At 44.8% G+C, this 18,999-nt stretch carries 18 protein-coding genes; 11 read left to right on the forward strand and 7 right to left on the reverse strand.

The window, feature by feature from the left end; genetic code table 11:
* Positions 1–420: 420 nt before the first annotated feature.
* Positions 421–639, reverse strand: a complete 219-nt coding sequence (locus RXV91_RS00920; protein ID WP_021730237.1) for a MerR family transcriptional regulator — start codon at positions 637–639, stop codon at positions 421–423.
* Between the two features lie 323 nt (positions 640–962).
* Here RXV91_RS00920 and RXV91_RS00925 point away from each other — a divergent pair, with 323 nt between their 5' ends.
* From RXV91_RS00925 to RXV91_RS00970, 10 genes are all read left to right on the forward strand, one after another.
* A complete protein-coding gene (locus RXV91_RS00925; RefSeq protein ID WP_316438289.1) occupies positions 963–1,664 on the forward strand; it encodes an AzlC family ABC transporter permease in 702 nt (233 codons plus the stop codon).
* Positions 1,661–1,987 (forward strand): AzlD domain-containing protein, encoded by a 327-nt coding sequence (locus RXV91_RS00930; RefSeq protein ID WP_316438290.1) that lies wholly within the window; start codon positions 1,661–1,663, stop codon positions 1,985–1,987. Before RXV91_RS00925 ends, RXV91_RS00930 begins: the two co-directional genes overlap by 4 nt.
* 245 nt (positions 1,988–2,232) lie before the next feature.
* Complete coding sequence (locus RXV91_RS00935; RefSeq protein ID WP_316438291.1) at positions 2,233–3,585, forward strand: MFS transporter; 1,353 nt, start codon at positions 2,233–2,235, stop codon at positions 3,583–3,585.
* Positions 3,586–3,623: 38 nt separating this feature from the next.
* Positions 3,624–4,043: a MarR family transcriptional regulator gene (locus tag RXV91_RS00940; protein ID WP_316438292.1), complete on the forward strand. Its 420-nt coding sequence runs from the start codon at positions 3,624–3,626 to the stop codon at positions 4,041–4,043.
* Between the two features lie 474 nt (positions 4,044–4,517).
* A complete protein-coding gene (gene asnB / locus RXV91_RS00945; protein WP_316438293.1) occupies positions 4,518–6,419 on the forward strand; it encodes an asparagine synthase (glutamine-hydrolyzing) in 1,902 nt (633 codons plus the stop codon).
* A gap of 4 nt (positions 6,420–6,423) precedes the next feature.
* A complete protein-coding gene (dapG, locus tag RXV91_RS00950) occupies positions 6,424–7,626 on the forward strand; it encodes an aspartate kinase (RefSeq protein WP_033611340.1) in 1,203 nt (400 codons plus the stop codon).
* A gap of 203 nt (positions 7,627–7,829) precedes the next feature.
* Positions 7,830–9,311, forward strand: a complete 1,482-nt coding sequence (locus RXV91_RS00955; RefSeq protein ID WP_316438294.1) for a UDP-N-acetylmuramoyl-L-alanyl-D-glutamate--2,6-diaminopimelate ligase — start codon at positions 7,830–7,832, stop codon at positions 9,309–9,311.
* A 355-nt stretch (positions 9,312–9,666) separates the two neighbouring features.
* Positions 9,667–11,067, forward strand: coding sequence for an MFS transporter (locus tag RXV91_RS00960; RefSeq protein WP_316438529.1), 1,401 nt, complete (start codon positions 9,667–9,669; stop codon positions 11,065–11,067).
* On the forward strand, positions 11,051–12,067 hold the full coding sequence (locus RXV91_RS00965; protein WP_316438295.1) for an alpha/beta hydrolase: 1,017 nt from the start codon (positions 11,051–11,053) through the stop codon (positions 12,065–12,067). The genes RXV91_RS00960 and RXV91_RS00965 overlap by 17 nt, the downstream gene beginning before the upstream one ends.
* A 177-nt stretch (positions 12,068–12,244) precedes the next feature.
* Entirely contained in the window at positions 12,245–12,544 is a 300-nt protein-coding gene (locus RXV91_RS00970) for a bacteriocin immunity protein (RefSeq protein WP_316438296.1), read from the forward strand.
* A 208-nt stretch (positions 12,545–12,752) separates the two neighbouring features.
* Here RXV91_RS00970 and RXV91_RS00975 read toward each other — a convergent pair whose 3' ends face one another.
* The 6 genes from RXV91_RS00975 to RXV91_RS01000 all read right to left on the reverse strand — a co-directional run bounded on the left by RXV91_RS00975 (position 12,753) and on the right by RXV91_RS01000 (position 18,223).
* Complete coding sequence (locus RXV91_RS00975; RefSeq protein ID WP_316438297.1) at positions 12,753–13,421, reverse strand: histidine phosphatase family protein; 669 nt, start codon at positions 13,419–13,421, stop codon at positions 12,753–12,755.
* Positions 13,422–13,552: 131 nt separating this feature from the next.
* Entirely contained in the window at positions 13,553–14,122 is a 570-nt protein-coding gene (locus RXV91_RS00980; protein WP_316438298.1) for a GNAT family N-acetyltransferase, read from the reverse strand.
* 50 nt (positions 14,123–14,172) lie between these two features.
* A complete protein-coding gene (locus RXV91_RS00985) occupies positions 14,173–14,937 on the reverse strand; it encodes a YibE/F family protein (protein ID WP_316438299.1) in 765 nt (254 codons plus the stop codon).
* A complete protein-coding gene (locus tag RXV91_RS00990) occupies positions 14,934–16,067 on the reverse strand; it encodes a YibE/F family protein (RefSeq protein ID WP_316438530.1) in 1,134 nt (377 codons plus the stop codon). The genes RXV91_RS00985 and RXV91_RS00990 overlap by 4 nt, the downstream gene beginning before the upstream one ends.
* Before the next feature lie 80 nt (positions 16,068–16,147).
* Positions 16,148–17,149: a hypothetical protein gene (locus RXV91_RS00995; protein WP_316438300.1), complete on the reverse strand. Its 1,002-nt coding sequence runs from the start codon at positions 17,147–17,149 to the stop codon at positions 16,148–16,150.
* Positions 17,150–17,440: 291 nt separating this feature from the next.
* Positions 17,441–18,223 carry a flavodoxin family protein gene (locus RXV91_RS01000; protein WP_316438301.1) on the reverse strand — a complete coding sequence of 261 codons (783 nt, stop codon included), beginning with the start codon at positions 18,221–18,223 and terminating at the stop codon, positions 17,441–17,443.
* 332 nt (positions 18,224–18,555) lie between these two features.
* On the opposite strand from RXV91_RS01000, the gene RXV91_RS01005 reads away from it, so the two are divergent.
* The gene (locus RXV91_RS01005; protein WP_316438302.1) at positions 18,556–18,882 is read left to right on the forward strand and encodes a metalloregulator ArsR/SmtB family transcription factor; all 327 of its coding nucleotides are present in this window, start codon (positions 18,556–18,558) and stop codon (positions 18,880–18,882) included.
* Positions 18,883–18,999 lie beyond the last annotated feature (117 nt).

Genomic DNA, 18,999 nt, shown 5'->3' on the forward strand with positions numbered 1-18,999 from the left:
GCCAAAACACAAATACACGCTAATTAGGACTAATCATGCTTAAAATGTGCCGATTAGGTTGGCTTGTTACTCGTCAGCACGTGTTCATCCTACTCCGACCTCCGGGGCTGGGTGCCAATTGTTGGAACGCAGCCGACATCGATTTGAACTTACGCAGAAAAACACTGCGCAATCTCAAATACGAATCTTATTCTAAGTCGGAAGAACCCCATTTCCGACTAAGAATAATTTGGCTACTGAGCATTGTCACCCAGCCCCTCTGGTCGGCAAGCCGTTGAATGGCAGATTAACAATCACCGCTATTTTCCACCTAGCCAGCATTGCCGATTTTAGTTTTCATATTTAGCTACTAAGTGAACAATCGTGTAAAAAAACAATCGCACCAATTCTAGCAGAATCGGTACGATTGTTTTAACTTGTTTATTGAGCTGCACACTGTTCGCAAAGTGGCATTAAATCTTTCAAATCCTCAACGGATGAGCCATTTTCTAAGAAGCAATTGACCATATCTAGCCAATATTCATCATCGGCACTAAAATGCGCGTTAATATCTTTACAAGGTAATAAACCAGCATTGGTATAGGCGACGATTTTATCAGCAGCGACCCCGCTATGGGCTGCTAATTGTTCCAGAGTCATTTTCTCCCACCATTTGTCCTTTCAAAAAATCAATGTGATTATGTTACGCCCACAGTACTTGAAATGCAAGCGACAATTTCGTAACGTCACGATTAAAAATCAATGATAATTTTCTTCATTATTTTCACCGAAAGTAGTAAACTATCTTTTAACACGCATTTAACTAACTAGCCATTAGTCTCGTTGGAACATCGCCCTTATATATTAGTTATCATCGCGAACCCTAAGCTAACTGACATAATTAACCGCATTGATGCATCGTGGCGGTTACTCAAGTTTAGTGCTGGTTAGTTCATGCTTATTAAATCGGAGGTCATACATTTATGGATTCTACCTTAACTTTTCGCGCGGGCATCAAAGACGTCATTCCCACCGTCTTTGGATACATTGGCGTTGGCCTAGCCATGGGCATCGTCGCTAACACTAGTCACCTATCAGTCTGGGCCGTATTGCTTATGTCGTTAATCGTCTATGCTGGTTCCGCTCAGTTTATTATCGTCAGTATGCTCCTAGTTGGTAGTCCTATTTCGGCGATCATTTTATCCACTTTCTTGATCAATTCACGTATGATTTTAATGAGTATGTCGGTTGCCCAGTACTTTAAAAAAGATTCTTTATTGCAAAATATCGGTTTGGGATCATTACTGACTGATGAAACCTTCGCACTCAGCATGAACAAGCTGAATCAAACCAATCAGCAACTAAAAGCAAGTTGGTTACACGCCGCTAACATTGTCGCCTACTTAGTTTGGGCGACAGCAACAGTGATTGGCTGCCTTCTAGGTAACCTCATCACTGACCCTAACCAGTTTGGTCTGGACTTCGCCGTTGTTGGTATGTTCATTGGCCTACTTTATTTACAGATTATCACGGATCGTAGTAAATCATTGCCAACACAATTATGGGTCGTGCTTTTCGTCGCCCTCGCGATGTATTTTCTCATGCGCTGGGTTCCTGGCAACTTGGCTTTGATTTTTGCAACTTTACTTGGCTGCGGTTTTGGAATGGTGGTGAGTCCGAAATGAGTGCTTACATTTTAGTGACTATCTTACTTTGTGGCCTCGTGACTTGGTTATCACGGATCGTCCCTTTTGCCATCATTAAAAATTTAACCGTTCCCCATTGGCTGATCAATTTTTTATCATTTGTCCCAGTTGCCATTATGACCGCGATTTTTGTTGAAAGTCTCCTAACTTACCATGCTGGGCATTGGCCGGGGCTCAATCTTCCCAACATCTACGCCTCAATACCCGCAATCCTTGCTGGTATTCTGACTAAGAGTCTACTGGCCGTCGTTATCACGGGAATTATTGCCATGGCCGTCCTGCGTCTTGTTGGTTGGGCATAATAGACTCTAAGGCATTATCCGTGCGACCTTATCCCAACTTCATCACAATAAAAAACTGAGCTGCCAGTACGAAAATTCTGGTAGCTCAGTTTTTTATTTCAGTTATTACCATCATTAAATGGCAGACTTTATTCGCAACACTTACGCCAATAAGGTCTAAAAAATAGATGCTTGAATTATGGTGCATTTGCACATATAATAATCATCATTCTAATTAGTGCATTTGCACATAGTGGAGGAAATTTATGACAACATCTAAACGTCGGCTATTAACCAGCACACTGTTAATCGCCGTTTTTACAGCCTTATTGAACCAAACCTTAATGATTACAGCCTTGCCAGTAATGATGAAAACTTTTCAAGCTAGTCTGAGTCTAGTTCAATGGCTAACTACAGGTTACGTTCTAGTACTCGGAATCATCACTCCCGTAGCCGCAACCTTATATGAACGATTTAGTACGCGACGCTTATTCTTGATCCTAATCGGTGGTTTCAGCATTGCTTCAGCGCTTGGAATGGTAGCACCTAATTTTTACATTCTATTGGCGGCCCGACTCATTCAGGCCATGATGGGCGGTGTCCTGATGACTTTTGCACAAATCGCGTTATTAGCAATGTTCCCAGATAATCAGCGAGGCACCATTCTCGGCTTATTTTCAATGGTAGTTTCAGCCGGTCCGGCCGTGGGACCAACTTTCGCTGGGATTTTGTTAGCACGCTTCAGCTGGCATAGTCTTTTCATGGTCGTATTCGTAGTCATGCTATTAGTTGGATTAATCGGATTTATCACCTTGCCGAACTTAAAACCTGCTAAAATCATTAAAATCGATTGGTGGTCCATGTTACTATCCTTCTTCGGAATGGGAATCCTCTTGATCGGTATCTCCGCTCTACAAGACCAAACATTAATAGGCACTATTGAAATACTGGGCGGTGTCAGCTTAATTGCTATTTTTGCCCGGCGCCAACTGAGTGCCACAGCACCACTACTCAACCTAAAATTATTACGCCAAGGTACATTTCTACGAATGACTATCGTTGTAATGTTAAATTTTGCCATCATGATGGGAACCGAAACGATCTTGCCGGTACTTTTAGAAACGCATCGTGGTTACTCTAGTATGACCACAGGACTGATTATGTTGCCCGGCGCGTTAGCAAATTTAATTTTGGCACCCATTGTTGGTCGTTTGTACGACCACTATGGGCTAAAATGGTTATTGATCAGTGGACTCATTTTACAAATCATTGCGTTCATCCCGTTGTGGGTTGCGGCCACTGACACCAGTCTAGCCTGGATAATCATTGGTTATACCTTGCGAATGGCAAGTTGTGCCCTCATTACCTCGGTGACGATTACTGAATCACTAGCAAGCTTTACGGGAACTTCCCTAAGTCATGGGACAACGCTAAGCAATACTGGCCGCCAAGTTGCTGGGTCGCTGGGCAACACTTTATTAGTATGGGCACTTAACATGATGCCACAAATCACCTGGGGCTTCAGAGCTGCGATGTTATTGACCATGATCGGTTTCTTCTTCATGGTGATCCTATGTTGGCAAGAATTAGACATTGCGTCTAAGCGTGTTAGCCATTAAACTTAAACCAACATCTTTTTATAAATCAGGTGATGAATGTGCATTATGAAAAAAATTTTTCAATTATTAATCGCGCTATCCGGCAACGTATCACACAGCAATTACAGTCCTATGATTTAAATGAAAGTAACTTCATGCTAGTACTCATAATTTGTGAGCAACCCGGAATTAGTCAAGAAGCCTTGAATCGACAAATTTATCGCGAACATAGTATTATCACTAAAGCTGTCAAACGCCTTGCGGAGCATGATTGGGTCACTATTACTGCGGATCAACAAGACCGGCGTAAAAGCTGTTTGTTTCCAACTGCAAAGGCCAAGGCTAATTACGATGACTTAGCTGCCATCCCGCTTGCTGTTGATCACTGGTTAGCAACTACACTTAGTGATAACGAACAGCAAGCTTTAGAAACTTTATTAACAAAACTAGCCAATTTTGTCGTCCCGCCAAATTGTTAGCCATCACATTCACCGATACAACTGCTAATGCCTGTTAGCAAAACAAGCTAACTATATGCCCCTATCCGCATAGTCATTTCAAGAATTAGCACACATTCTTGAAATGACTATTTTGCTATAACTTCACCAGATTTTTTATCATCCTTGACTGATTACAAGACGACCTTCTGTTCAACCTAATTGACAATACTTAATAGCTTAAACATCTGTTAATTAGTAGTCGAGACTAAAATTATTAATGAAAGCGTTCCATCTACGCTCTCCGCTTTATCTTATGAATTAAAGCAAGTATAATAGTGGAGGTGTACGCCAGCGAACTGTCCAGAACAATTATGACTGGCATTGGTAAGAAATCGTTATAATTATCCAGATTGCTTTACATCCGTAAATGAAACGGGTAAATTAACAACGAACCATTTGTACACAATGTAGATAAGAACTGTCTAAACTTTAAAGATTGAGAGATGAACAGACATGTGCGGTTTTGCTGGTTGCTTAACTGATCGGACTAAGTCGGATAACGCCGCTTACGATCAGACCATCCACGAAATGACTAAAATGATTGTCCATCGGGGACCCGATGATGACGGTTATTTTGCTGATGACAACATTACCATGGGTTTTCGGCGCTTAAGTATCATTGATTTAGCCGGTGGTCACCAACCATTATCTTATGATAATGAACGTTATTGGATGACATTTAACGGCGAGATTTATAACTATGTTGAATTGCGTGAACAACTCAAACAAGAAGGTTATAAATTCAAGACAAGCTCCGATTCTGAAGTGATTCTTGCGATGTACGCAAAGTACCACGCGGACGCCACGAAGTACTTACGGGGAATGTTTGCTTTCGTCATCTGGGATAAACAAGAAAAAACGTTATTTGCCGCGCGCGATCAGTTCGGGATTAAGCCGTTCTATTACGCCATCAGTGGTGATGACTTCTATTACGCTTCTGAAAGCAAGGCTATTTATAAGATCTTAAAGGATAAAACCTTCGATAAAAATGCCTTACAAGATTACATGACGTTCCAATTTGTTCCCGAACCAGAGACACTTACGAAAGAAATTAAAATGCTCGCCCCTGGTTGCTCCTTGACTAAAAAGTTGGGGGCTGCGCCACGGATTGATCGCTATTATCACCGAGAATTTCATCCGGTCCAACGTTCCGAGGACGAATATGCCCAAAAAATCAAAGATGCTTTAATCGACTCCGTTAAGATTCACATGCGCTCTGATGTACCAGTTGGTTCCTTCCTTTCAGGCGGAATTGACTCATCAATCATCGTCGCAATTGCGAAAAACTTCAACCCCAACCTTGAAACGATCTCGGTTGGCTTTGAACGTGAAGGGTATAGTGAGCTTGACGTTGCTCAAGAGACCGCTGAAAAACTTGGTGTTAAGAATTACAGCATGACGATTACGCCTGAAGCCTTCATGAAGGCCTTCCCTCACTTTGTGTGGAGCATGGATGATCCGTTGGCTGACCCGGCCGCTGTGCCGCAGTACTTCTTAGCCAAAGAAGCGGTCAAACACGTTAAGGTTTGTTTGACTGGTGAAGGCGCTGACGAACTCTTCGGTGGCTACACCATCTATCATGAACCAGAATCATTGAAACCGTTCCGCTACACGAAACCGATTAATGGTGCCTTGAAGCGCATCGCACTCATGATGCCAGAGGGAATGCGTGGTCGGTCATTCTTACTCCGAGGAACGACCCCATTAGAAAATCGCTACGTTGGGAACGCCTTTATCTTCGGTGAACAAGAAAAACAAAACTTCTTTAAAAATTACAATCAGAACCACCCGTTCCAGTCCATCACACAACCACTCTATGATGAATCCGTCGACTATGATCCAATCAGTCGAATGCAATTCATCGATATGCACACGTGGTTAAACGGTGACTTGTTGCATAACGCTGACCGGACAACCATGGCCCACAGTTTGGAACTGCGGACACCATTTGTTGATCGTGAGGTCTATAACTTAGCCGCTGAAATTCCAGCTGATCTTCGAATCAGTCACGGGACGACCAAGTACATTCTTCGTAAAGCAGTCGAAGACATCGTGCCAGCGCACGTACTGCACCGCAAGAAGCTTGGTTTTCCAGTACCAATTCGATTCTGGCTCAAAGATGAAATGTACGATTGGGCTAAGCAGATCATTAACGATTCGCAAACTGACCAATACTTCAACAAAGACTACTTCTTGAAACTCTTAGATGACCATAAAGCCGGCGTTCGGGATAATTCGCGGAAACTCTGGACAGTGCTCACCTTCATGATGTGGCATAAACTCTATGTCGAGTCTGACCACTTGATGGATAGCCCCGAAGCAAACGCCGTTGCCGAAAAAGTCGAGGAGTTTTAAATCAATGGAAATTATTGTTCAAAAATTCGGGGGGACATCAGTTAAAGATGAAGCTGCCCGTATTCAGGCCTTAAAACACGTTCAATACGCCGTTGATCAGGGCGACAAAGTTATCGTGGTCGTCTCAGCAATTGGGCGTAAGGGCGCTCCCTACGCAACTGACTCATTACTCGGCTTAGTTGGTGCTGAACATTCGCGCCTAACGAACCGAGAACTCGATATGTTGGTCTCAGTTGGTGAAACCATCTCGACTGCTGTCTTTACAGAGCTAGCTCGCAAACAAGGGCTGAACGTCACGGCCATGACCGGCCATGATGCCGGCATCGTTACTAACGACGATTTCCAAAACGCTAAGATTCTTCGCGTTGATCCAAAACCGATCACGGATGCCTTTATTGATGCTGACGTGGTTGTCGTAACTGGTTTTCAAGGTGCCACTGAGAGCGGCCATATTACTACGATTGGTCGTGGTGGCTCCGATACATCAGCAGCCATCCTCGGTGCCGCTTTAAAAGCCAAACGGGTTGATATTTTTACCGATGTTAACGGCATGATGACTGCTGATCCGCGACTGGTCACCCACGCCCGTTTTATTAAGGCTATCAGCTATGAAGAACTGGCTAATATGGCTCATGAAGGTGCTAAAGTCATTCATCCGCGCGCGGTTGAAATTGCGGAACAAGCCCACGTCCCAATGCGAATTCGGTCAACCTATCAAGAACCAGATGAACTGGGAACTTTGGTCACTGACCGCACAACGACGCAAATCGAGCATTATCGCACGGTAACGGGGATTGCGCACCAAACAAACTTGACGCAATTCACTGTGCCTACCGATACGTTAAGTTCAAGTGCCATCTTCCAATTGATGGCACAGCACGGTTTGAGCGTTGACTTTATTAACATCACACCACACCAAGTCGTCTTTAACCTCGTTAATGGTGATGCAGCCGTCGCTAAGCAACTCTTAACTGACGCCCACGTCCACTGTCACGCGATTGCGGACTGTGCGAAGGTTTCCGTTGTTGGGGCTGGTATTACCGGGACTCCCGGCGTAACTGCCCGCATCGTCACGGCGTTATCGGCACAGCACATCGACATTTTACAATCGACCGATAGTTATACGACCATCTGGGTACTCGTCAAGGAAGCTGATTTAAAAGCTGCCATGAACGCCTTACATGATGAATTTTTAGGAATCGAATAATCATCACCAACAAGCTCGGCTTAACGCCGGGCTTGTTTGCATCCAGTACTTAAGTTTTGGCTCTGTTTTAGGCCATTTTTTTCGCCAAAAGCCTGTCCAGTTGTTACGGCACGCGTCTAATTTCAGACCTCATTTAGGGTGACAATTCCCCCGTTTGCATGTATTCTAGAAACAGTAACTTTATTGAAAAGGACGCTAATATTATGCAAGCAAGTCAATTAATTAATAGTTTAAAATTTAAGCAGGTACGGCCCGCATTGACCACGGATTTCGACGTCACGATGTTAACACAGGATACTCGTGAAGTTCAGCCCGGGGCGATGTTTATCGCTGTTATTGGTTATCACGTTGATGGTCACGATCTCGTTGATCAGGCCATCGAAAAAGGCGCCAAGATCATCGTGGCTTCTAAACCCTTGGACGTCAAAGTACCCGTTATCTATGTTGAAAACACTGAACGCGCAATGGCGATTCTCGCCGACGTTTTCTATGGCGCCCCTAGTCAAAAGATGCGGATGATTGGCGTAACTGGTACCAATGGGAAAACGACTGTCACCCACCTGATCGAACAGATCTATCGTGATCAACAGCAAGCAACGGGCATCATCGGGACGATGTATCGTAAGATCAAAGATGAAAAGCTACCAACGGCCAACACCACCCCCGACGCCATCACAACGCAACGGACCCTAGCTACCATGCGGGATGCCGGTGTTGAAACTGTCGCCATGGAAGTTTCTTCAATCGCCCTGGTACTCGGACGGGTCTGGGGGATTGATTACGACATCGCCGTTTTCACGAACTTGACGCAAGATCATTTGGACTTCCATAAAACAATGGCTAAGTACACGGAAGCTAAGGCCATGCTCTTTGCGCAACTCGGCAATAAGTACAACGCTGATGGAACTAATAAGGTCGCCGTTCTTAATACCGATGATCCCGTTGGTCGTGAATTTGAACAATATACGGCTGCGCACGTGCTGACATTTGGACTCAAACCAGACGCCATGATCAATGCCCAAAATGTCGAGATTAAGAGCCACGGAACTGAATTTGATCTCTCCGTCTTCGGCCACGTGACCCACGTGACAATGCAACTGATTGGCCAGTTCAACGTTTATAATATGCTGGCGGCCTTTGCAGCGGCTTACGCCAGTGGTATTCCTGAGGACCAAATTATTAAGTCCCTTGAAAAAGTGACGGGCGTTAAAGGACGTTTTCAATCCGTACCATCTCACACGGGTGTTAGTGTCATCGTCGATTACTCCCACACTCCCGACGGCTTATTGAATGCCTTAGAAACCATTCAAGATTTCGCCACTAAGGATATTTATTGCGTCGTTGGCTGTGGCGGTGATCGTGACAAAACGAAGCGACCTAAGATGGCCAAAATCGCCGTTGAGCATAGCACCAAACCAATCTTTACTTCAGACAATCCACGGACGGAAGATCCAACGATGATTCTAAACGACATGGTTGCTGGGGTTCCCGACGCTAATGTCCCTGTCTATGAAGACCGGCACGTTGCCATCGCCAAAGCCATTGAAGCCGCGCAACCCGGCGATGTTGTCTTAATCGCTGGTAAGGGCCATGAGGATTACCAAATCATTGGTCGGACAAAGCATCACTTCGATGACAGTGAAGAAGCTGCCAAAGCATTAGCTATGAAACCAACTATTGATTAATTAGCGTAAGCACCTGTTGACAAGCTTAAACTTTGGCTTATTTCAACAATTTTTAGAATTAACACTAATTAGCACATACGAATGAGCCAGCACTAACACCCCCGGACATGACTGATAATGCAGTCGATCCAGGGGTGTTTTTAGTGATGCTAGTATGGTACCCTTCGCGTCTAGCCAGCACTAAAAATATACACCAGTTATGATTGTACGAATGATTAGACCACGCTTCGATTATTAACCAGCCAAACTATCGCCTATCTTTGATAATTAGCCTAATTTGGAAATATAATTATGTTGATAAAAGGGGCTAACTATTATTGTTAGTTTAAGCTTAAATAGTTTGGGGGGATTTATGATGTCGATTTTTCAAACTTGGAAACGCCGAATTGCATATGGTTCCACTGATATGGCTGGTAATATTATTTGGCAGATGGTCAGCACTTACTTACTATTCTATTACACAACAGTTGCGGGAATCTCGGCCGCCTTTGCAGGAATGCTGTTCTTCGTTGTTCGCTTCGTTGATGCTTTCGATGCCTTAATTTATGGTTATTTGATCGATCATACCCACACTAAATATGGACAATCGCGTCCATACTTCGTCTGGTTTGGTATTCCGCTAGGTCTCTTAGCCATGTCACTATTTATGATTCCATCATTTGGTGGACACACAACAATGCGGCTCGTCTACATTTCTATCACTTACACCTTCTTCAGTCTAATTTATTCAGGTGCCAACACGCCAATTACTTCGATTTTACCTAGCTTGACCGATGACAGTGTTGAACGGACCAAGTTAGCGAGTGCTCGGATGGTTATGACCACCATTGGGACCAGTGCAGTGGCTGCCATTACTTTACCAATGGTTAAACTACTCGGCAAGGACAATCAGTCGAAAGGTTTTACCCTCTGGGCCATTATTTTAGGTCTCGTTATCATGGCACTTTTCATCTTTGCCTTTTTCAATCTCAAGGAAACCAATGGTGCACAAAATCCAGACGGTACCACTGAGTCAGCCGAATCACTCTCAATCTGGCAAAGCTTGAAGGGTGCGGCTAGCAACAAACCATGGCTACTATTAGCCTGCTCCTTCATTCTGCTACAAACCTTCTGGATGCTACGGGGAAATTCAGCGATCTTCTTCATCAAATACGTCTATGGTCGGCCTGAATTAGCGCCAATTTTCCTGGGGATTGGCTTTGTTTCCGTCATTGGGAACCTGTCCGTACCATTCCTATCACAACGCTTTAAGAACCGTAACGTTTTGCAGTTTTCACTCGTACTGGGCGTTATCGGCCAACTACTGCTGCCAATCGCTGAGAAGATGCGTAGTGTGAGTCTGCTAATTGCTGGCTCCGTCATTTTCTTGATTGCGATGGGGATCACGTTCACAATTGTCTTCGCGATGCTATCAGATACCGTTGACTACTCAACGAAAGTACTGGGCCTAAATGAAACCGGATTCTTATCTGCGGTACCAATGATTGGCGCCAAATTAGGAATGGGAATTGGCGGTTTTCTAGCCGGCCAATTTCTCGCATGGGGACAATTCAATGCCAAGGCAGCTGTACAGTCCGGACGAACCATTACATTTATTAACCTCGCCTTTATTTGGATGCCGATTATTTTATTAGCCGCCATGATTTTCATGATGCAATTCTATCGGTTAGACGAAAAAGAATTACAAGCCAACAAGCCCGACGCAGCGGCTAAAGTTGAACCTAAGGAGGATGTTGAATATGATGCCAACAATTAATTCGATTAAAACAACCGTCAACGGCGTCGTCAAAATCGTTAAACCATTTAGCAACGACATCGCCGGTGAACAATTTGACCCGCACGTCCTTCAAACACTAGCGGCCTTCAAACAACCAGCCATCCTTGAAAATGATCTAGCGGCGCTCCGCAGTGGTGGTTTAACTCCTGCCATCGCGGACCCTGTTGGTGATGCGGTTACAGTTCAAAGTCGAAATATTACGGCTCTGAATCGCACGGTCAGCGTTGAATGGCTGACACCACAAAATGTTATTAGTCACAAAGTACTCGTCTACTTCCACGGCGGCGCCTTTTACGGCGGTGTTCCCGGCAATAATACGGTCCTTTTAAAGCTGGTCGCAGCTAAAAGTCACTGCGAGATTCTTAATGTCGATTACAGCTTAGCGCCAGAAGCACCAGCACCCGCTGGTATTTTAGACGGGCTCGCGATTTTCCAATATTTGGAACAACGTGACGCTGAAACAATGATTACTGTTGCTGGCGATTCGGCTGGCGCTAACGTCATCATGGCCGCAACAAATCTGAATCAACAACTCGGTAGCAATCGTATTAATCAACAACTGCTGTTGTACCCAGTTACTGCCCCAAATGCTGACCACGCCGGTCCACTCTGGGATTTGGCCGCCTTTCCGATTATTGACTCACAGCGTGCAATTCTCACCAACTATCACGACCTCTTTCGGCAACTTGACAGCATCATGACGGATTATTATGTTCCGGAGAACTTTGATTCACATTCGCCACTCATCTCACCGCTGCATCAGGAAGACTTCACAATGACACCACCAACCACGATCATGGTCGGCGAGTTTGATCCCTTCCGACCACAAGCTTGGGCTTATGCACAACGCCTGGCCGCTGCTGATACTGCGACCACGTTTATTCAGTATCAGGGCTTGAACCACGCTTTTGCACCATTAGTGGATCAGTATTGGCAAAGCCAAGATGTGGCCCAAGTGATGGCGGCCGCGTTGATTTAGCGACCAAGGCATATCCAAAATTACCGGTAACGTTGCAGAAATCATATGTAAAAAACAAGCGGACTTATAAAAATCACCCTTCATTTCACGATTCGAAATGTGGGGTGATTTCGCGTTAAACTAACATTTAATTAAGTCTGAGACTTGTGCTATACTCTTGCCATAGGGGGGATTACTGTGAATAAAAATGATAAGGCCAAGCGTTTAATGCAACAAATCGACGCTGCCTATAATGATCCTGAAGTTAAACAAGACGCACAAGTTCGTGCTGACTTACTTCGCTATGCTATGGAACTTGACAAGAACGGCAACTATTTATTAATTGCCACTAAAGTTAACGGCATGGCGATGCGCATCATGCGTGATCATATGCACCAACCGCTCCAAGCAATTAACACGCTCTATACCCAAACCGCCCGCACCTCCGAATATTATTGGGGCGTGGCGGCAGCTAGTATTTTTAATGGGTTGTGGTAAAGCACTATCACGTGCGAGCGCTCACTACAAATCATATTAACAACAGTTTTGAACCGGAACACAGACAAATAACTTGAATCAACCGTTAATTTCAAAGGGACGCTCCTGACAAACCATGCCAGAAGCGTCCCTTTACTAACCACTTAAAATTTTATCAATCAGAGTCAAGTTAACAGCTAAAGTAAGGCGTTGTACTTGGCTCAGCCATTTACTTCAAGTACCCGGTTTCATTCCAAGTCGTCAGTTCAAAATGCTGATTATCCGTCGTCGATAACACCGTCAGGCTATCATTATCCACGATACCGTGGCCGACTGTCTTCATAACTTGCCCATCGACCACAAAAGGTGCTCGTAATTCTGCTACGGGGACACCCATTAACGCCTTAACAGTCATCGTCGTCACTAGGCCGTGCGATACGATTAATAGTGGTTGCGTGCTAGCTACCCCAACTTGATCAATCAAACGATGCAGCGTCGAAGTCGTTCGGGTGACAAAATCCGCATAACTTTCGCCACCGCCAGCTAGTTCCGGTCGGTATTCGGCGGGTTTAGTAAAAATAACTTGGGCGTAGGACTGCGGCTGTACTTCCGCTTCCTGTTTGCCGTCCCAATCGCCAAAATCAAACTCACGCAAACCATCATCGATTTGAATCAGCGGTTGCCACTGATTGGCAGCCACAATGTACTTCGCCGTATCCAGCGCTCGTTGCTGCGGACTGCTATATACTGCTGAAAATTGGGTGGTGCTTAAGTAATCACCGGCGGCCTTAGCCCCCTCAATCCCACTAGCAACCAGTGGCGAATCCGCTCGCCTACCTTGAAACCGATGTTCCAAATTATATTGTGTTCGACCGTGACGAATGAAATAAATCTGCATGGCACGTTCACCTTCCTAATCCGTTCAATAGTTTAATTCTAACTGTGTCGCACTCAATAAAAAAGTCTTCCGTTCCATCAACACACAAAAAAATATCGTGGTCTAAAAGACATACCACGATATTTTAAGCACTACGATAGCGGTTTAATCAAGTGCTGGTACGGATGAGTCCCAATCATGAGCTGACCATCCGGGACAAAACCATGTCGGTGGTATAATTTAGCCGCTCGCGGATTACCATCATCAACATTCAAACTCAGCTTGGTTGCCCCTAGCTGTCCGACTAGTCCCGGTAAGGCTTCCAATAAAGCACTACCAACCCCGTGACCTTGAGCTTGCGGGTCAACTGCCAGCATACTTAAATACCATTCATCCGGTCGGGTCTCACCACCTAATTCCAAGGGTGCTTCAAACCCCGCATGCTGCCCAGAGGTCGTCCGTAATAAATCATTAACAGCGACTTCATTCTTCGCCAAGTGTCCAAACGCGACCCCCACGACCTTGTGATCCATGATAGCAACGAAGGTCTGCGCTAATCCATCTAAATTGGCCGGTCGCTGATACAGCTCAGTCAACATCGCTAACAAGTCAGCCTCGCTAACATTTTTTAAGACTGGCATTTCCATATCCCGGTAAATCATCGCAATCAACGGTGCAATCTGCGCACTGTCTTGCGGTTGTGCCGTTCGAATTTCCATCATCTCAACGCTCCCAACTGTTTTCTCAACCGTAGCAAATCCATTGATTGTCGTCAATCGTTGTGCTTAATTTGTTGCCGGTGCTGAATCGTCATCACCCACGTCGTGACGGGTACTACTAGGATAACGCCAATTAGCGAGAACAATACCATTAATACTTCCGCGACAAATATTTTATTATTGATAACACTCCCGAAGGAATAATGTAAGCCCGCAAACCAGATAAACAGCGCCAAGAAGCCACCAAAAAAGCCGAAAAACAAGGTATTAAAAGTCGTCCCGATAATCTGCTTACCAATACTGATACCATCGATATAGAGTCGCTTAGTTGGCAACTGCGGATGCTGCGCCAGAATTTCACTCAGACCAGCCGCAATCGCAATAGCAGCTTCCGCAATGGCCCCTAGTGTACTTAAAATTGCTTCAGTTACCGCTACGCCAATAAAGGAGACCCCAATGGCTAACGACATACCTTCCAGATCTTCACTATCTTCTAAACTAAAGCCCTGCGCCATGATCCAATTTTCAACGGGAAAAATAATTAGCACTAAAATGACCATAACAATCAATGCTGCAATATAAGCTGGCTTGGCCGCCACTTCGTTGTCCTCCCCAAAGAAAATCGTGAAGGCCAAGATGATCGTCCCAATGATCAACGACACCCCCATTGCTGGAAAGCCCCATGAAATCAAAACAACGGCTAAAAACAACAACCCAAAGTTAAATAACAAACTCAAAAAGGCCGTTGCCCCAGTCTTACCACCAATTAATGTCATCAATCCTAGTAAGATCAGACCTAAAACAGTAATCGTATTCATGCGACCACCTCCTTAGGCATCAAGCGACTCGCTAGCCAACTCGCTACCGGAATCGCTAGGACGATTCCAATGCCGGAAATTAAGCTTTGGACCATGCCCAGTGACATATTCATTGTAAAGGTGTAGCCCCAATTATTACCGTTGCGGAAATACAGTAAGGTCATCGCAAAAGTATCGGCCATAAAAATTAAGAATAACACGTTGATTAAAGGCCCCATAATTGACCGACCAATTTGAATACCGGACTTAAATACTTGACGTGGCGCAATATCAGGACGCTCCGTTTTTAATTGAAATAGTGAAGCGACAATATCCGTTGATTCATCCATGACCGCCCCTAAGGAACCTAAAATCGTTTCCACTAAAAATAACGGTCGAGGAATCTGGGTGACGTATTGCATTGATTCATATGTCACCCCACGTTCATGAGTCACGGCAAAGACAATCAAACTGATAATCACGGCCAAACCCGTGCCCGCCACGGTAGCTCCTAACGTCACTAACATCTGACGACTAAACCCAAGTACTAATAGCAACGTCAGGACCGCAAAGATAACGGCCAATACGCCGAAAAGTAAGTAGATATGGCCGCCATTAGTTGCCAAGTCAATTTGAATAGCCGCATAAAATAACGCGGCGTTGAGAGCCACGCTTAAAAGGGCCATCAAACCACTGAAACGCATAATTAATAAAAGTAATGCTAAGGCTAACCAGGCGACAAACGCCAACGCAGTATCTCGTTTTAAGCCCTGAATCGTCACCGCACTATTATGGTCGCTAGGAATTCGTAGGAAGACTTGATTGCCTGCTCGATATGGTTGATCCATGGCGCCTGAACTCGTATACGTATTCTTAATACGATAAGTTCGACCACGATGTGCCTTATTGAGAACTCGGACCGTCACAAGCTGTGTCATTGTAACATCCTTGTTTTCAAATTCATCCGTCGTCGTACTCCGACTTTTGATCTGCACGTGGGTCACCTGTGCCACCGTCTGCTGATAAAGCCCAGCATTGACCCGGGTCAAGCCAACCCCAATCAATCCTAGCACAATCACTAACAGTGTTAGCCACAACCCCCACCATTGCTTGATTCGCTGTTTCACATCTTCACCTTTTTTCGTTTCAATGGTCACCAGTGTACCACGCACGTCCCCATACGAGCGCCATTACTGACAATCTTTACCAGAATCTAAGCTTCTACACCGATCTAGGCGGCTACTTGAACACGGAGCGCTTTAAGCCAAGCAATTTCTTCTTCCTCATGGAGTCGTTGGGCAAGCTTCAAGCCTTTTTCAATCAATGCGAGGGCCTGCTCAGGCTGCTGATGAACCCGCCATTCATAAACTGCGGTTAGTTTGTAATGAGCCAAGGGTTGGTAGCGGCGTAATAATTGTTGGACGCCATCGTCTTGGTACCAAGCCAAGATCTGTGGATCGCGATGATTCGTAATTAAGTTCCAGTACAACGTTGCGTCTAAATACTTGGCTAGATCGACGGGTGGCAACGTATTAAAACTTGGTTCCAAACGGCTCAAACCCGCTAACAGCTCCGAGGTATCCAGACCATGCTGGAGTCCCCATTCCAGAATCAACCAGGCTTGGCGCACGACCAAATAATTCCGATTACCGCCATCGCGTGGCATAACGATCATGCTAGCATCAAGGTCACGGACACTGCCGGTTTGAACCTTGATTGCCGCAGCGCACGCCGTCACGTATGCCGCTGTCATAGCTGCTGTTGATTCCCGGGCCTGCCGAAACTCCTGTCCAGCCGTGGGGTAGCCGTGTAAGTTCATTGGTAATAATTGCGCGGCTTTTAACGTATTGACCCAGATCCAAATAATGAGTGCAAACAGCCATAGGTCAAAACTAAACTTAAACTGGTTTAAAGTAATCAAGCTGAGCATCACCGTCAGTAAGTTGAACAAGCCGCCACCAAAACAATATATGGCGTGATTAAAACGATGGGCATCCGTGGGTGGCGCTGCCACTAAGTGCGGGTGCCGGGTCAACGGCCGTTCTAATTTCCAATGACCATGTACCTTACTTAATTGCAGTCGGAATCCGGTAATCCGGACAATCCGAGCACCTATTAATCGAAAACTGACCCACTGACCGAGCCAGTGAATCAGCGTCGCACCAAGTTCACTAGCAACTAGGGCCAGACCTAGCCAACCGACTGTTGCAATAAATTGTCCGAAAACTTGCATATAATTCCTCCTCGTCCTTTGATAAATGCATTTTTTAGTAAAATCCCTAATTTCAAAATTAATTTAGGTCGCAAATTTGCTAACTTGATAATTGGTACACTGCCTACTCAATTTCTAAATTGGCTATATTATCTTAATTATACGCGCGACGGTCAAAACAATCGCTAGAACTTCTGTAAATGCTCTTATTATAGCAAAACAAGCTGATTTCCAGCGATTAAGACGCCCAAAACCAACCTGTTGATTAATGTTTAAATCCCGTTATTTTATACGTTCACGCGCCGATGACGCTCAACGACGCCGGTGTTTGACAACGGTGAAAAAATGTAAAATCAGTGCTAAAAGCACGTAAAAAACCACCACAAACACGCCATAATAGGCCCAAAAATTATTCAGCGGAATTAGTTGTTGAATACCCGCTTCGATACCCATTGTTAGTAGTGCCATCACTGCAATCATAAAGAATAATTGAATATACCGTTTCACCGTACTGTCATCCCTTTCCTTTTTATGCGCGGCCCGCGCACCAACCCGCTCACATTCTGCTTGTTTAGCAGCTGTAAGCGTCTGCATGCCCCACGTCTTAGTCACGACAATCTCTCGTAATTTAATAAGACCGCCCATGGTCAAAAATTTATCTAAAGTTTTAAATGTCGCGTCAGTTACACCCGTCAAGTAATTCTCAATTCCTCCAGCATAACAATCCGTGATCGTGACGTAGTGCTTGTTCTTAAACCGATCTGGCACCGCCTCACCGATCGAATTAAAACGTGCAATGCGGCCCCGAAAACAGTCACAGAAATTCTTCATTACACCTGACAAGCTACCTAAATAAGTCGGTGCGGCCAGTATCCAGACATCCGCCGCCAATAGTTTGGCTTCCAATATATCTAAATCATTATTCGGTTGCCCATCGTAATCTGGCCGCAACTTATAATCGTTGAGGTCAACCAACTCCGTTTCCGCACTAGTTGCGGCACCCTTTAAAACGTTTTGTAATAACTGCGCCGTTACACCGTCCGCTCGGTGCGCCCCTAATATTCCTAAGACTTTCACATTTGCCACTCCTGTCATCTAAAGTCTAATTCTATTTTAACGCATTTCAACAGAAAAATATGGTTATTAAACGAACGATAATCGTTAAACACGCTAATAGTCCTTACTTTTAACAAAAACGTTTGACAATCGATTAGCGTCTTGCTTTAATTATATATAAGTACGATCGTTCCAACAATACCTAGTCTAACCGACAGCTTGTAGACTTCAGACTGCCTTGAATTCGATTATGAATCTCGCGCACTTGCTTATTAAAGCTGTCACACAACACTCAACAGCTAGTTTGGCGTACTACCGATGGGGGAAACTAGCCCTTAAGTGTAAATAGAACTTGAAAGGACGCAGTCACCATGGCTAATTTTCAACAATCCGAAACAGCACTTATTGAAAGTGCCACACTCATTAATATCTTTGCCGAAAAGATTCGGCGTCAAATTATCATTGCGCTGGGGAACAGTGATAATGGTCTCAACGTTACTGATATTACCGCACTGGTAAATATTTCACGGCCCGCCGTTTCACACCATCTACGATTGATGCGTGAAGCAGGCGTTATCAATATGCGCAGTAATGGTGTTGAACATATCTACTTTCTTACGCTAGCCATGCCATTACAGCAACTGCAAACGACCTTTGCAACTTTAACTGCTGATAACGCGACGCTTAGTCAGTCCTAAGTACAAACGCCAATTTTCATAGTTAAACCACTGCCAGTGTCATCTTGCCTCACTTTTGGCATCCATGACACTGCCTTAAACGGCGCTTCAAGAATGAGTTAGCATTCTTGAAGCGCC

It is taken from the genome of Lactiplantibacillus sp. DA1, assembly GCF_032681335.1.
Lineage (GTDB): Bacteria > Bacillota > Bacilli > Lactobacillales > Lactobacillaceae > Lactiplantibacillus.

Bases quoted from the DNA above. Each gene is read 5' to 3' on its own strand.
- RXV91_RS00920 (WP_021730237.1), bottom strand. From the start codon at position 639: ATGACTCTGGAACAATTAGCAGCCCATAGCGGGGTCGCTGCTGATAAA.
- RXV91_RS00925 (WP_316438289.1), top strand. From the start codon at position 963: ATGGATTCTACCTTAACTTTTCGCGCGGGCATCAAAGACGTCATTCCC.
- RXV91_RS00930 (WP_316438290.1), top strand. From the start codon at position 1,661: ATGAGTGCTTACATTTTAGTGACTATCTTACTTTGTGGCCTCGTGACT.
- RXV91_RS00935 (WP_316438291.1), top strand. From the start codon at position 2,233: ATGACAACATCTAAACGTCGGCTATTAACCAGCACACTGTTAATCGCC.
- asnB (WP_316438293.1), top strand. From the start codon at position 4,518: ATGTGCGGTTTTGCTGGTTGCTTAACTGATCGGACTAAGTCGGATAAC.
- dapG (WP_033611340.1), top strand. From the start codon at position 6,424: ATGGAAATTATTGTTCAAAAATTCGGGGGGACATCAGTTAAAGATGAA.
- RXV91_RS00955 (WP_316438294.1), top strand. From the start codon at position 7,830: ATGCAAGCAAGTCAATTAATTAATAGTTTAAAATTTAAGCAGGTACGG.
- RXV91_RS00960 (WP_316438529.1), top strand. From the start codon at position 9,667: ATGTCGATTTTTCAAACTTGGAAACGCCGAATTGCATATGGTTCCACT.
- RXV91_RS00965 (WP_316438295.1), top strand. From the start codon at position 11,051: ATGATGCCAACAATTAATTCGATTAAAACAACCGTCAACGGCGTCGTC.
- RXV91_RS00975 (WP_316438297.1), bottom strand. From the start codon at position 13,421: ATGCAGATTTATTTCATTCGTCACGGTCGAACACAATATAATTTGGAA.
- RXV91_RS00980 (WP_316438298.1), bottom strand. From the start codon at position 14,122: ATGATGGAAATTCGAACGGCACAACCGCAAGACAGTGCGCAGATTGCA.
- RXV91_RS00985 (WP_316438299.1), bottom strand. From the start codon at position 14,937: ATGAATACGATTACTGTTTTAGGTCTGATCTTACTAGGATTGATGACA.
- RXV91_RS00995 (WP_316438300.1), bottom strand. From the start codon at position 17,149: ATGCAAGTTTTCGGACAATTTATTGCAACAGTCGGTTGGCTAGGTCTG.
- RXV91_RS01000 (WP_316438301.1), bottom strand. From the start codon at position 18,223: ATGACAGGAGTGGCAAATGTGAAAGTCTTAGGAATATTAGGGGCGCAC.
- RXV91_RS01005 (WP_316438302.1), top strand. From the start codon at position 18,556: ATGGCTAATTTTCAACAATCCGAAACAGCACTTATTGAAAGTGCCACA.